General features: G+C 42.1%; 10 protein-coding genes, 1 tRNA gene and 2 pseudogenes. 5 read left to right on the top strand and 8 right to left on the bottom strand.

All coding sequences use genetic code 11. The features are described from left to right. Positions 1-117: 117 nt before the first annotated feature. Positions 118-1,209, bottom strand: a pseudogene (locus tag FTU58_RS09295) (phage late control D family protein); the annotation flags it as partial. A 394-nt stretch (positions 1,210-1,603) separates the two neighbouring features. Here FTU58_RS09295 and FTU58_RS09290 point away from each other — a divergent pair. The 3 genes and pseudogenes from FTU58_RS09290 to FTU58_RS09280 form a co-directional block, all read left to right on the top strand. Beyond that, complete coding sequence (locus tag FTU58_RS09290) at positions 1,604-1,831, top strand: hypothetical protein (RefSeq protein WP_004970172.1); 228 nt, start codon at positions 1,604-1,606, stop codon at positions 1,829-1,831. 205 nt (positions 1,832-2,036) lie between these two features. Then, positions 2,037-2,112: transfer RNA gene (locus tag FTU58_RS09285), tRNA-Thr, on the top strand. 362 nt (positions 2,113-2,474) lie between these two features. Then, positions 2,475-2,732 (top strand): annotated as a pseudogene (locus tag FTU58_RS09280) (PAAR domain-containing protein); the annotation flags it as partial. A 70-nt stretch (positions 2,733-2,802) separates the two neighbouring features. Here the strand turns inward: FTU58_RS09280 and FTU58_RS09275 are convergent. The 7 genes from FTU58_RS09275 to FTU58_RS09245 form a co-directional block, all read right to left on the bottom strand. Next, positions 2,803-3,633: a cyclopropane-fatty-acyl-phospholipid synthase family protein gene (locus tag FTU58_RS09275; protein ID WP_104852875.1), complete on the bottom strand. Its 831-nt coding sequence runs from the start codon at positions 3,631-3,633 to the stop codon at positions 2,803-2,805. Positions 3,634-3,930: 297 nt separating this feature from the next. Next, complete coding sequence (locus FTU58_RS09270) at positions 3,931-5,238, bottom strand: FAD-dependent oxidoreductase (protein WP_004970183.1); 1,308 nt, start codon at positions 5,236-5,238, stop codon at positions 3,931-3,933. A 423-nt stretch (positions 5,239-5,661) separates the two neighbouring features. After that, entirely contained in the window at positions 5,662-6,546 is an 885-nt protein-coding gene (locus FTU58_RS09265) for a pirin family protein (RefSeq protein ID WP_154321175.1), read from the bottom strand. Positions 6,547-6,742: 196 nt separating this feature from the next. Beyond that, positions 6,743-7,306, bottom strand: a complete 564-nt coding sequence (gene ahpC / locus FTU58_RS09260; protein WP_004970191.1) for an alkyl hydroperoxide reductase subunit C — start codon at positions 7,304-7,306, stop codon at positions 6,743-6,745. 250 nt (positions 7,307-7,556) lie between these two features. Continuing rightward, entirely contained in the window at positions 7,557-8,132 is a 576-nt protein-coding gene (gene ssb, locus FTU58_RS09255) for a single-stranded DNA-binding protein (RefSeq protein ID WP_096902231.1), read from the bottom strand. A gap of 51 nt (positions 8,133-8,183) precedes the next feature. Next, positions 8,184-9,548 (bottom strand): MFS transporter, encoded by a 1,365-nt coding sequence (locus FTU58_RS09250; protein WP_136144259.1) that lies wholly within the window; start codon positions 9,546-9,548, stop codon positions 8,184-8,186. Between the two features lie 215 nt (positions 9,549-9,763). Next, positions 9,764-10,849, bottom strand: a complete 1,086-nt coding sequence (locus tag FTU58_RS09245) for a DUF475 domain-containing protein (RefSeq protein WP_004970195.1) — start codon at positions 10,847-10,849, stop codon at positions 9,764-9,766. Between the two features lie 304 nt (positions 10,850-11,153). Here FTU58_RS09245 and tenA point away from each other — a divergent pair, with 304 nt between their 5' ends. Together tenA and uvrA are read left to right on the top strand one after the other, a co-directional pair. Further along, complete coding sequence (gene tenA, locus FTU58_RS09240) at positions 11,154-11,828, top strand: thiaminase II (RefSeq protein WP_180062376.1); 675 nt, start codon at positions 11,154-11,156, stop codon at positions 11,826-11,828. A gap of 146 nt (positions 11,829-11,974) precedes the next feature. Next, positions 11,975-14,809 (top strand): excinuclease ABC subunit UvrA, encoded by a 2,835-nt coding sequence (uvrA, locus tag FTU58_RS09235; protein ID WP_004970200.1) that lies wholly within the window; start codon positions 11,975-11,977, stop codon positions 14,807-14,809. Positions 14,810-14,836 lie beyond the last annotated feature (27 nt).

Below are 14,836 nucleotides of genomic sequence, written 5' to 3'. Positions count from 1 at the left end.
GGATAATCTTTTTCAGATTCAATCAATAATTGAACCGCTCTTTCTCTGATTTCAGGGGTATATTTTGGTTTTGTCATTGGAACATTCTCTCAAGAAAGTTGGTCTCCGACAAACCCGGTACGGTTCAATTTCAGCATGCCCGTGTAATTCAAACCAATACCCCACTTGCGCATCACGTAAATTACTTTGCGCGGAAAAATATTTTGCCTGCAAATCATAATACTGAGCCAATTGTTGTCCCAATTGTTCTAATTGTTCGGTACTTGCAGCTGTCACCTGATCTTGCCCAGTTAAGTCTTGCATCCACGCAGGACTCACGCACCACGCCTGTTCTAAACTTAAAGCTTCACTATTTTGTGTGCTACTTTGTAAGGGCGATGTGAACTGTACTGAATTTTGGTCCTGTGCCAAAAGATCGGGTTGCCAGCGTTGTAACTGTACTTCAGTGGGTTGCAGGTTACGCTGTGCCATCCAAGTGTAAATGCTATCCCGCTGCTCGATTGCACTTGTACGCTGAAATGCCACTCGTCTACGTTTTAAGGGCTGATAATGACTATTCTGCTCAATCAGTCTTAATTTTTGTGTATCCATAGGCGTTAAAAAATGCTCAACCCAAGGTTGTTTTTCATCCACCAACCAATTGATGCCTTCGCTACGCCACAAACGGGTTAAAAACTCATAATCGCTTTCGTTGGATTGTATGATGAGAGGTCGAACTGCATAACGCTGACTGAGACCACTTAAATCTAAACTTAAACTTGCAGCAAATAATGCACTGCGGTCTTGCCATTCTTTAAACAGAATTTCACTCACCTCCACCACAGTTTTATTCATAAATACCCGACTGTTGCGGCGTTTATGCCACAAAGCCGTTGCATCCTGAATCTGCAATTTATAGAGACTGAGCGTGCCATCACTTTGCCCTTGCGCTGCTGCAGTAATAATGCCGCTATGTCGAAATAATTCGCCTTGATCGGTGAGTTGATCTACAGCCACCCGACTGCCAATAAATTGTTTCAACGGCAAATTTGCATGCGGTGAGAGGCATAAGACATCCATCTGCAAACCTTGGTTGATGGCATGCTGACCATAAACGCACTGCAAAAAAACCTGATGATTTAAGGCTGAATTAGAAAACTGGATATGAATTGTGCGGTGTTGAGGGCTTAAGCCAAATTTTTCTAATACAGCAAAGAGTGAACTTTGCATTGTTATTATCGTTGCTATTTTTATAGTGGCGCTATTCTAATCAGCAACTTGGCAATTATCTAGAGCGTAAAATGGATAAAGCGATAAACGGAATTTGCAGTTAAGACCATCTCCATCGCCAATTTTGATAATCCTCAATCCCTCTATTGATGAAAAATCAACAAACATGACACATTGCGTTACTCTGCAGTCAAGACAATCTTCAATCGCTATGCTACAACTGAGTTATGCCGTCAAAAAAGGAGAGGTGAAGAAATTTATTGTTTTTTATCAAAACCTTTTTTTATTTTTATTTCGTCATCTCAGCTTTCTACATAAAAGGGTCATCATTAAGCTTTAGCATAATAAAAGCATGCAAATGCCTTACATATATAACTGCTATTCGGGAGCGAACATGAATAACAGCCAAAATTATGTCAAACAAATTAAAAATGCTAAACGTGGAGGATATACGCCTACCATCGCCAAAGACATCAACAAACATAAGATTCAAAAAGCCATTCGCCTAATTGAACAATGGAGAACGCTCGCAAATGAACTCAAACCACAAATGCAACTTGATATGGCCTTTACCTTAGAAGAATGTGCACAGGATTTAGATCGCATCTTAAGAAATAAATAATCGCTTTTCACACTTCATTTCAAGTTATTTTCTTCAATGAGCCCACCCGCTGGGCTCATTTCATACAAAACCTTCTATGTGATTTCCTCGTTTGTAACGCGCCAAAATACTGTGTACAAAATCTTCAAAAACTCTATGCCCTGCATTAAACGGTTACTTTTTGGCTTGCGCACACGTAAAAATTCTGTAAAATTCTCTACACAACGCCGGCATAGCTCAGTTGGTAGAGCAACTGACTTGTAATCAGTAGGTCCACAGTTCGAATCCGTGTGCCGGCACCATATTAAACCTCATAAGTTTTTAATTTATGAGGTTTTTTGTTTCTATAAACGTATATTTTTATCTTCCTCATGCTGCTCGAATCTCCAATTTATTTAGGGCTTCGATGTATCTGCAAAACTTCAATTGCAATACAAGATTGTGACTTTTCACTTGTTAAATGTATTTTATGATTTAGAATGCTGTACACATATTTCAGATCGTATTTTTATATTGATGGTCTATTTTGTTGATGTTTCATCCATATAAACTGACATTTAAAAATATTTTTGTGAATTAAAATAAAAATTTAAAATTATAAGTCTTAGAAAATTGAGTATTAAAACAATGCTTCTCTAAAATTTTCCAGTTTAAGGAAGACCTCATGGCTCAAAGCTTTGCAACGCATCATTCCATGACCAATCATGGTGGAATCATCCTTGCCAACCAAATGCGTGTTTCTCAAATGGGAAATTTATTTTTAGTGGCGGGTGATGGACATTTCTGCCCTCAGTGCCAACGTTGGTCCACGATTATAAAAAGTCACGATCATATTCTTTTTGATGATAAAGCCGTGGCTTATGTCGGAGATCAATTGACGTGTGGCGCAAAAATTTTACCGAAGCAGTTTCATGTGGTGGGTAGGATTTAAAGCTAAGCATGGACAACTAAACACCGAAAAATCCCATCATCTAACAGCTCATTACAATAGATTAAGCTTTTTCCGCACTCACCTGCACATATTTAATCCAGCCATCTGCATAGAGCTTGGCACATAAACGTGCGGTCATGGCAATTTTAAACCAGTCTGCATCTCGCGTTTGAATTTGATGCTTGAGATGCTGATGCACATAATCAGCAAAACCCGCCAAAACCTGTGCCGACAAATCTTCCACCTGAATCTGTTTAAATTCAAACTGTGCCAAGACCGCTCGAAGCTGACTTTCGGACATTAGATCTTTAAAATTGACATCGGCAGATTTTAATAAGGCACGATATTGCAGCTGTTTGAATGCATGTGGTGGCGCTTGTTCTGCCCAAATTAAATAATGAAAGCCCAAACGTCCGTTTGAATTCAAAACTGCATTGACCTGACTTAAAAATGAATTCAAATGACTGTGATATGCCGCATCAATACAGAACACCACATCAAAACGTGGTTGTGGAAAAAGTGCTTTTAAATTTAAAAATGAAGCAGCGTGAATTTTAATATTTGAATTTAAATGTTGTCGAATCGACTGCACATGATGATCTTGTAGCTCAACAGCTTCAAGTCGTTGTATTTGATAGTGTTCCAACCAATATTTAAGACTGGCACCTTGCCCACAGCCTAAATCCAGTACAACATCTTTTGAATTTAAATGCACTGCTGCGGCCAAATGCGCTGCTAAATTTTGACATGCAGCGGGATAATCAGATCCCACTGCATCTGACCAATAACCTAAATTGCTCCACGGCAGTGCGGAAGTATCTCCCAAATATGCCGCTTGAATGGCATATTTATGTTTTGGAAAATGCTGTCGTATCGCCTGTTGCCATTTCATACTGACTCAGTCTAATTCAAAAAAGAGGGGCTGTTGATAATTCATCTATGTTTGCGACAACGCATATTTTTTAGCTGATATAAGGCATGAGGCAGGAAATTTAGTCATTCTAAATGACTGACTCATAACGCAATAGCAGCAAAAAATATGCTTGTCCTGAAAGGCTGTGGCTAAAACTTTCTCAGATTGCGTTATGAAACTTGGCAATAGTCTCGCTATTCCCTGCGTTTCATGCCTGATCTGCTCAGTTTTAGCCTACAGCACAAACCATTTATGAAATATCAACAGACCCTAAACTTAATAACCTAATTGCGGCGCAACCTCAACTTGTGGTTTTAAATCAATAAACGGTAATGGTGCACCAAAAATTTCTGCAATATGCATAGCGGAAGTCACTGCAGATTCTAAAATTGGTAAACCATCGCACGACCATGAACCGCAGAAGAACACTTTACGATTGTCTTGGTGATGGCGCTGCTGCAACTCTTTGTTTAATGCCACTGTCTTTGAATCCACCACAGCGCGGGTTAAAGTTACCGTTGAAATGATCTTTTTCGGATCAATTGGTGTAACTGGACGCCATGTTTGGAACACTGGCGATTTACCGACCAAAGTTGGTTCGATCGAGTTAAGCCATACCGTAAATTGCTGACGAGTAAATTTACGATCCATCATATAACTTAAAACAGACCAATCTTTACGTTTTGGCGGCATCACCGTTTGATCAGTGTGAATCACCAAATCACCCTGCTCGAATTTGAACTGTTTAAGCAATTCAATATCTTCTGCAAATTGTTGATTGTCCAAGAAGTCTTGGACTTTAGTGGTTGGCGTTGCAATCACCACACGGTCAAATGTTTGCGACTGACCCTCAGAATTTTCAACAATTACACCATCTTCTTGTTGATGAACACGAGTAATCGCTGCACCACTTTGAATATTAATACCTTCAATCAACTTATCAACCAATGCAGGCGTGCCACCTTGTAAACGCAATAATGCATCACCATCAGTCAATTGGCGTAAAAATACCAACAATGGTTTTGCTGGCCATTCACCAATGGTTTTAGGGTCACAAGTACAAATGGTGTAAAGCACTGGCATCACTGCACCATGCCAAAACACTTCTTCAATTTCGTTACGGTTGATAAATTCCGCAAGGGTAATGTCTTGGTTTTTAGATTTGAAAAATTTAGCGATGGCTGTTTTTAACTGCAACATGCCTTTTACCAAACGCCAGCCGTATTGTTGTATGCCTTTACGGTTGTTAATGATTGGGAAATTACCAATACGGGTACGGCTTGTGGTCAGCCAAGTTTCGGTACGATCTTCAAATAACCAACTGCACGCCATATAAGTACGCACAGGATAAGTTTTAATGCCTAAATGTGTGGCCAAGCTGAGGGTGTTTTTCCACAAATGTGGGTTCATGACCCGTAACGGCGCATCAATTAAACCATCCTCAAATTCGATGCTATGACTGTCCATTCCACGACCAGGCAGCGCCTCAAAAATTGTAATGTTATGCCCTGCATCTTTAAGAATTCTTGCGGTAGCCAGTCCAGCCATACCACTACCGATCACTGCGATATCCAAACCGATCATCCATCTTTTTACATACTTTATGAAATTATGAACCATGCCTAAGGAAAATGAGCTATTAAAAACTACCAGATTGTGTACTTTTCACAGAGAAACAACACAAAGTACATTGGCAATATGATTACATTTTTTAACAATCAGAAAGTGCTTAAATAAGCCTTAGAATTTATTCATATTATTTCTTTAATACTATAAATAGTGTTCTAAACCATGTAGATAAATTCACCAATTTTATAATTTTCGTTTTACAAATAAATCTCTAAACGCTATGATACCAAGCACAAAAATGATAGCTACATCACATATAATTATCATAAGGAATATGATCAATCCGCTAAAACTAGAAATTTGACAGCGCCAGAACAACAAAAGCCTCGGTCGGGACATCGACATGAGGCTTTTTTCTTGGCTAAGATTTTTTAAAGCTTAACCCGCTTGATGTTGAATCGGAATTTCACCAAACTTGCCTTGATTAAAATCTTCAAAAGCTTGAATGATTTCCTGCTTGGTATTCATGACAAATGGACCATAGCCTTGAATAGGTTCATTTAATGGCTTGCCTGTCAGCACTAAAAATTGCGTATCTTGCAGTGCTTCAAGCTGAATTAACGCTTCGCCATCTTGAGCAAATAACACCACTGAGTGATCTTGCACAAGTTGACTGCCATTGACCCGCACTTCACCTGCCAACACCACCAATAAAGTATTGTGATCTACCGGCACATGCAGCGCTTGGGTCTGTGCAGCTTTCAATTGTCCATCCCAAACATTGACAGGGCTAAAGGTGCTGGCAGGCCCAGATTGCTCTGCGTACTGACCTGCAATAATGCGTAAATGCCCCGCCTGATTTTCAAACTCAATTTTCGGAATATTTTGAGATTCAATGGCTTGATAACGTGGCGATGTCATTTTGTCTGCGGCAGGCAAATTCACCCAAAGCTGCACCATTTCAAACAATCCGCCTTGTGCTGCATAGTCTTTGGAGTGAAATTCCTCATGCACCACACCCGCACCTGCTGTCATCCACTGCACATCGCCTGTTTTGATGGTGCCACCACCACCTGCCGAATCTTTATGCGTCACTTCGCCCCGATAGGCAAGCGTCACCGTTTCAAAACCGCGATGTGGATGCGAACCAACACCATGTTGTGCGGTAGTCGCATCAAAATGATACGGCGCTGCATAATCCAAGAGTAAAAATGGACTGATCGCCTGCCCTAAACGGTCATAAGAAAATAGATTTTTGACTGGAAAACCATCGCCCACCCAATGCATATTTTGGTTGCGATATAAACCGATTATTTTTTTCATGTGTTACACCTATTGCTAGGAGAATAGATGTTTTGATCTTAATCGCTCATCGCACCACAACCTAGTGCAAATTTGGCATACAGCATTGCAAGAATGGAATAATCTTGCTGAAACTTATACATGGTTAAACAAATCATGAGCATAAAAAATCCAGAAGCGAGGTTCTGGATTTTTAAAATTGAGTGCGATGATTCGATTAGATTTTACCCACCAAATCAATAGATGGTGCTAGGGTTGCATCGCCTTCTTTCCACTTGGCAGGGCAAACTTCGCTAGGGTGTGCATGCACATATTGCGCTGCTTTTACTTTACGCAACAACTCTTGCGCGTCACGACCAATACCGCCTGCATTGATTTCTACAATTTGGATTTTACCTTCAGGGTCAATCACGAAAGTACCACGATCTGCCAAACCTTCTGCTTCAATCAGCACCTCAAAGTTTTTAGACAATGTCCAAGTTGGGTCGCCAATCATTGGATATTGAATCTTTTTAATTTCTTCTGAGGTGTCGTGCCATGCTTTATGGGTAAAGTGTGTGTCTGTAGATACTGAGTAAATTTCCACACCCATTTTTTGGAATTCAGCATATTGATCGGCTAAATCGGCAAGTTCAGTTGGGCAAACAAAGGTGAAATCTGCAGGGTAGAAAAACACCACTGACCATTTACCAATAAAGTCTTGCTCAGATACGTCAATAAATTGACCATTGTGGTAAGCGGTTGCGTTAAATGCTTTGACTTGGGTATTGATTAAACTCATGGATGACTCCTCAATTCGTTTCGGGGATTGCTTATCTTGTGTAGCTAGAATACGAAAATCGAAAGAATCGGTAAAACAGTGTTTTTTTATAAAAATAATCGGATTTATGAATTATAAATCCTATCATAGTTTGAAATTTAATCGAGAAAATGGATATTTGCTAAATATCTGCATAAAAAACCCTTTGTCGAAACAAAGGGTTTGGATGATGATTTTCCATTTTGAATCAAATGGCTATCTCTAGTATGTCTCAAAATGGCAAATCATCATCTAAATCTGCAGGTGCGGTTGCAGGCGCAGCTTGTGGCTTCGGTGCAAAACCACTTGGGTTATTGTTGGCATAGCCACCACCCTGATTTTGGTTAAAACCGCCTTGATTTTGATTCGCATAACCTGTGGCTGGAGCTTGGTTCTGATTGCCATAACCGCCTTGGTTATTGTTAAAACGTGGTTGAGCAAAGCCACCATCTTGCTGGTCAGATTGTCCACGGTTAGCAGAGTCGAGCATTTGCATTTGATCGCCACGAATTTCAGTGGTGTAACGCTCTTGACCATTTTGGTCTGTCCACTGACGCGTACGCAATGAACCTTCAATATATACTTTAGAACCTTTGCGTAAATATTGCTGTGCAATCTCGCCTAAACGGTTATGTAAAACAATGCGATGCCACTCTGTTTGCTCTTTACGCTCACCTGTGTTTTTGTCTGTCCAGACATCACTGGTTGCGATAGAAAATTGAGTGAGAGAACCACCATTTGGGAAAGTTTTTGTTTCAGGATCACGACCTAAAGTACCCACTAAAATGACTTTATTTACACCACGCATTAGACGTTTTCTTCCTATTTGTTTCTATTATTTACTTTATAAGAGTTATGCTTAAATGGCTACCTCTTTCCCAAACAAGTGCGTTAATTGTTGTCGCGCAGCATCATCAATTTGCTGTTTATCCACTTTCACATAAGCCACTTGCTGGTCAGACATCACCACGACCTCTTCAATACCACGAATTGCCAAAAGTTGAGAAGTCCATTCATCTGTTTCTCGGTTCTCAGGCAAACGCAACACCAAAGACGAAAGATAGCGCGGCTGCGCCAATCCAAAACTAACGAATAGCCAAATTATAGCAATCGCGGTCAAAATACTCCAACCGATTGCGGTGTGGTTGAGCATCAATAATTGTCCGCCAATCATCCCACCAAAGAATGCACCCAAAAACTGACTGCTGGCATTTACACCCATCGCGGTGGCTTTAGATTGAATTGGTGCAGCCTTTGACAACCACGAAGGTAATAAGGCTTCCATAACGTTAAAGGCAATAAAGAATAAACCCAAACCCAATAAAAGGATGTATTTCGATTCAAACCCGAAAATCAGCACCAACAGCCCTAAAATAATACCTGCAATCGCGGTCAGGAAAATGCCACGCATTTTGCGATATTTTTCTGCCAAAACAATGCTTGGAAATGCCACGAACAGACTGACCAACAACAATGGCAAATACACCCAACCATGATGCTGCAAAGGAATATCGGCAAATTGGATTAATTGCGAAGGCACATAAATAAACATGGCAGTCAGCAATAAATGTAGGGTAAATACCGATACATGCAGACGGTTTAAATCGCCCATTTTCAGGACTTGCTTTAACTGAGTGATATAGCCTTGCTGAAAATTACGATGATGACGCGTGACTTTAGGCACCAATAACAACATGAGAATCGCTGCTAGTCCCATCACTGTGGTGACCCAAAATAACCCTGAAATACCAACCCAGCCCGTAAGCCATGGCCCTAAACTAAAGGCCACCACAAAGGACATACCGATACTCATCCCCATCACCGCCATGGCTTTCATGCGGTTTTCTTCGCGGGTCACATCGGCCAGTAATGCCATCACCACGGCAGATACTGCGCCACCACCTGCAATGGCACGACCAATAATCACGCCATAAATGGTGTCAGACATGGCTGCAATTGCACCACCCAAAGCAAACAGTAATAAGCCAAAAACCACCAATGGCTTACGGCTATAACGGTCTGCAATTAAGCTAAACGGAATTTGTAAAATGGCTTGGGTGAGTCCATAAACACCAACGGCAAGACCAATCAGTGCAGGAGTTGAGTATTGATATGACTGCCCTGCTACTGAAAATACAGGAATAATCATGAACAGACCCAACATGCGCAATGCAAAAATACTGCTTAAAGCAAAGGTCGAGCGGCGTTCTAAGGCATTCATCATATCAATCGACTAAAACTAAATAATTTTGAATTTGCAGATATCCTACAACATTCAGCTTAAGGATGCTGATTTTTCCCGATGTTTATTCAACAGACCCTACTTTTTCAATAAAAAAGGGCGCAACGTTGTGCACCCAAATTTATATTTTATACAGTCTTCATCACCGTATTGCTCTGTGATTTCGCGGCAATACAGCAACGGGCATCACCATAGCATTAACCCGCTTTTGCCTGACGTTTTTTAAATTGAATAGATGCAATCACCGCCCAAACAATAAAGGCAACACCAATTAAACCTGTCACCACTTCTGGCACATGCAAGCCTGTACCGCTGGCAATCATAATAAAGGCCAACGCACCAATCGCATAGTGCGCACCGTGTTCAAGGTAAATATAGGCATCCAACGTGCCTTTTTCGACTAAATAAATCGTCATCGAACGCACGAAAATTGCACCAATCGCCAAGCCTAACATGATGATCACCACATCAGAGGTGATTGCAAATGCACCAATGACACCATCAAAACTGAACGAGGCATCTAGCACTTCCAGATATAAAAAGCCCCCAATACCCGCTTTCACCACGCCTGTCGGTACGCCATTTTCGTCATGACGGACAGCATTGCCCTGTTCATCGACCTCTGGTTCACCGCCCAACATGTGACTCAGCACTTGTACGCCAATATAAATCACGATGCCCCAAATACCCGCCATCGTCACCACAAGGCGCTTATCTTCCACCACATTGGCCGCCATGATTAACAAAGTCACTAAGGCCAAAAATACCGACATGGCAGGCACGCTTGCCAGATTGCTCAAACGACGCTCAAACCATCTAAACCAGTGCGTGTCTTTTTCATCATCCAAGAAAAAGTTTAGGAAAACCATCAACAAGAATGCGCCACCAAAAGCAGCAATTTCAGGGTGATGTGCCATCAGTTTAGCCGAATATTGCTTCGGATCATTCAATGCCAGTTGCACCACTTCCATCATGCCCATATCGGCAGTGACCGCCACAATGACCACAGGGAAAATTAAACGCATACCAAAAACTGCAATGATAATCCCCACGGTTAAAAACAGCATTTTCCAGAAATGATCCCAACCGCGCAGCACTGACGCATTCACCACCGCGTTATCAAACGACAACGACACTTCCATAATCGCCAAAATTGCGGTAATGGTTAGTGCGGTAAGCATGGTTTGCACACCTGCTTCTGGGCCATGGGTATAGCCCCAGTATGCAGATAGCGCAAGACACACAATCGAAAATACGATTGAGAAACCAAAATGTTTCATCATGAGAAACGACCTATCACTATATTTTGATCTGAACTTTTCATCTGCCGAATCTGTACCATCAACGCAAAGTACAGTTTTGATTAAGCTTTAACAGATACAAAAATTCTGAAAATTGAATTGCCCGAATTTTAAATCGGACAAAAACTGAGAATGTAAAATTTTATGCTGCAATTATGACGCTTTTTCCTCAACTTCGGCAAAATTCTTCGTATGATTTTTGGTTTCCCGATCAGATACCGTGAAAACCGTGTTTTTCATTCCCAAACTACTATAGTGAAATGCAACGACATATTAGGAATTTAGGATGCGCTTTTCTCAAGACGCTTGGCAACGTAACCTTGCCCTTTATCACAAGACGCTCGCTTTACCATTTAATCAGAAGTTGGCACAAGGCACCTTAAGTAAAGCTGCTTTTGCACATTATGTGATTCAAGATTCACATTACTTAATTGCCTACGGGCGTGCACTGGCAGTCTGTGCGGCTAAAGCTTTTGATGCAGATGATATTATTCAGTTCGCAGATGCCGCCAAAATCGCAATTGTGGTGGAACGTACCTTACATGACAGCTTTATGCAGGAGTTTGATATTTCCAAACAGGAATTTGAAAGTACTCCGCTGACCCTTGCCTGTCATCACTACACTTCTTATTTAGTCGCAACCGCATGGTCAGAAAGCTATCCTGTGGTATTGGCATCACTACTGCCATGTTTCTGGATTTATGCCGAAGTTGGTAAAGATATCGTCAATAATTCTGCACCGAATAATCCGTATCAGGCATGGGTCGATACCTATTCGGGCGAGGAATTCCACACCGCAGTCAATAATGTGATTCAAACCATAGACCGTGTTGCTGCGCGCTGTGATGCCGATACCCTTGAAAAAATGCACCACGCCTACACCAAAGCTGCAGAACTGGAATGGTTATTCTGGGATAGCGCCTATCATCAACGTCAGTGGCTGGGTTTAGATCAAGCTTAACGGCCGCCCTCACGCACCGTATGGCAATCGCTCCATACATACAGTGCGACAGCTCATGACCGATAAAGCATGAAAAATAACACTTGAACAATTTTCATGCGCTATCATATATAGGTTTTTCATTTGCAAAATATCGAGAAGTTTTTATGAGCCAAAGTCATATCCGTATTCGAGGTGCACGTACCCATAACCTAAAAAACGTGAACCTTGATATTCCACGCGATAAATTTGTGGTAATTACGGGTTTATCTGGTTCAGGAAAATCTTCACTGGCGTTTGATACCCTTTATGCCGAAGGACAGCGTCGTTATGTCGAATCGCTTTCTGCATACGCACGCCAGTTTTTATCGCAAATGGAAAAACCTGAAGTCGACTCGATTGAAGGTCTAAGTCCCGCAATTGCCATTGAACAGAAATCGACCAGCCATAACCCGCGTTCAACCGTGGGTACCATTACCGAAATTTACGACTATTTGCGTTTACTGTATGCACGTGTCGGCACACCTTACTGTCCTGAACATGATTTACCAATGGTGGCGCAAACTGTTTCAGAAATGGTCGATGCTGTAAAAGCACTGGAAGAAGGCACTGCCTTAATGCTACTCGCGCCTGTGATTCGTGAGCGTAAAGGCGAATATGTGCATCTGTTTGAACAGCTACAAAGTCAGGGTTTTGTACGCGCCCGAGTTGATGGCGAAGTCATGGACATTGACCCACCACCAGAACTCGATAAAAAGAAAAAACATACCATTGAAGTGGTGGTAGACCGTTTTAAAGTCCGAGATGATTTGGGCAACCGTATTGCCGAAAGCTTTGAAACTGCACTGCGTTTAGGTGGCGATTTAGCCATTTTATCGTGGATGAATGCGGAACAACCTGATCGTATTTTTTCGGCCAAGCACTCTTGCCCGCAATGTGACCGTGCCGTGGCAGAACTTGAACCGCGCCTGTTCTCATTTAACAACCCTTTTGGCGCTTGTCCAACTTGTGATGGTTTGGGGACACGTAGCCATTTCAGTGCGGAAAAATTGATTCCAAACCCTGAACTGTCGATTAGTCAGGGCGCAATTCGCGGCTGGGACAGACAGCGTCCGTATTATTACAGCATGCTGGAAAAAGTCGCGGCACATTATGAACTCTCACTCGATACGGCATGGAATCAGCTGGACAGCGTGACACAAAAGAAATTCCTGTATGGCACAGGTAAAGACAAAATTGACCTGAGCTATACTGATGAACGTGGACGCCACCATAAACGTGTGATTGCGTTTGAAGGCGTGTTACCGCATTTAGAACGTCGTTACCGTGAAACCGAAAGTAATTATGTACGTGATGATTTGGCGCAGTATTTATCTAATGCTGCCTGTGATGCCTGCGGTGGTTCACGTTTAAATGAAATCTCTCGTAATGTCCGCGTGAAAGACAAAACCATTGCTCAAATTACCCAAATGTCGATTGGCGATGCCGAAGACTACTATCAAGGCTTAAATCTTGAAGGGGCCAAAGGTGAAGTCGCAGATAAAATCTTTAAAGAAATTCGTGAACGTCTGCACTTTTTAGTGTCGGTGGGTTTGAATTATTTAAGTCTGTCACGCTCCGCCGAAACTCTTTCAGGCGGTGAAGCACAACGTATCCGCTTGGCATCTCAAATTGGTGCGGGGCTTATGGGCGTGATGTATGTGCTAGATGAACCTTCAATTGGCTTGCACCAGCGTGACAATGATCGCTTGTTGGAAACCCTGATTCGTTTACGTGACTTGGGTAACACGGTGTTAGTGGTAGAACACGATGAAGATGCGATTCGCGCTGCCGACCATATTATTGATATTGGCCCAGGTGCAGGTGTGCATGGTGGACATATTATTGCCGAAGGCACCTATGCAGAACTGGCCGAACATGCAGACTCCCTAACAGGGCAGTATTTATCGGGCAAATTAAAAATTGAAGTGCCGAAAACGCGCACCCAACCGCCACATCCCGAACAACAAATTAAGCTAATGGGCGCAGCAGGACATAACCTGAAAAAAGTGGATCTCACTTTGCCTTTAGGGGTAATGACTTGTGTCACAGGCGTGTCGGGTTCAGGAAAATCCACCCTAATTAACCGTACTTTGTTGCCTTTGGCTGCAACACAATTAAATGGCGCAACTACATTAACCGCAGAAAAATTCGACTCGATTGATGGTTTGCAATATTTAGATAAAGTGGTGGATATTGACCAAAGCCCGATTGGGCGAACGCCACGCTCGAACCCCGCGACCTATACAGGCTTGTTCACTCCAATTCGTGAGCTGTTTGCGCAAACCCCTGAAGCTAAAGCACGTGGCTATGCAGCAGGACGCTTCTCCTTTAACGTTAAAGGTGGACGCTGCGAAGCTTGTGAGGGTGATGGCATGATTAAAGTTGCCATGCACTTCTTGCCAGATATGTACGTGCCTTGCGATGCCTGTCATGGTAAACGCTATAACCGCGAAACTTTGGAAGTCAGTTATAAAGGTCGCAATATTTCTGATGTTTTGGAAATGACCGTTGAAGATGCCATGCATTTCTTTGATGCCATTCCTGTGATTCATCGTCGGTTGGAAACGTTAAATCAGGTTGGCTTGGGTTATATCCGCCTTGGTCAATCAGCTACAACTTTATCTGGCGGTGAAGCACAGCGCGTAAAACTGGCGCGTGAACTGGCCAAACGAGATACAGGCAAAACCCTGTATGTACTGGATGAACCGACCACTGGTTTGCACTTCCATGACATTGCCAAATTGCTCGACATCCTGCATGAGCTACGCAACAAGGGTAATACCATTGTGGTGATTGAACACAACCTAGATGTGATTAAAACTGCAGACTGGATTGTCGATTTAGGCCCTGAAGGTGGTGCAGGCGGTGGACAAATCATTGCCGAAGGCACACCTGAAACTGTCGCAAAATCTAAAATTTCACATACCGCAAAATTCTTAAAACCGATGTTAAAAGGCTAAAATAGATTATTTCAGTTTTTAAGCCCA

Source organism: Acinetobacter sp. YH12120 (genome assembly GCF_013418795.1).
GTDB lineage: Bacteria > Pseudomonadota > Gammaproteobacteria > Pseudomonadales > Moraxellaceae > Acinetobacter > Acinetobacter towneri.
This window is presented reverse-complemented; position numbering and strand designations above follow the sequence as displayed.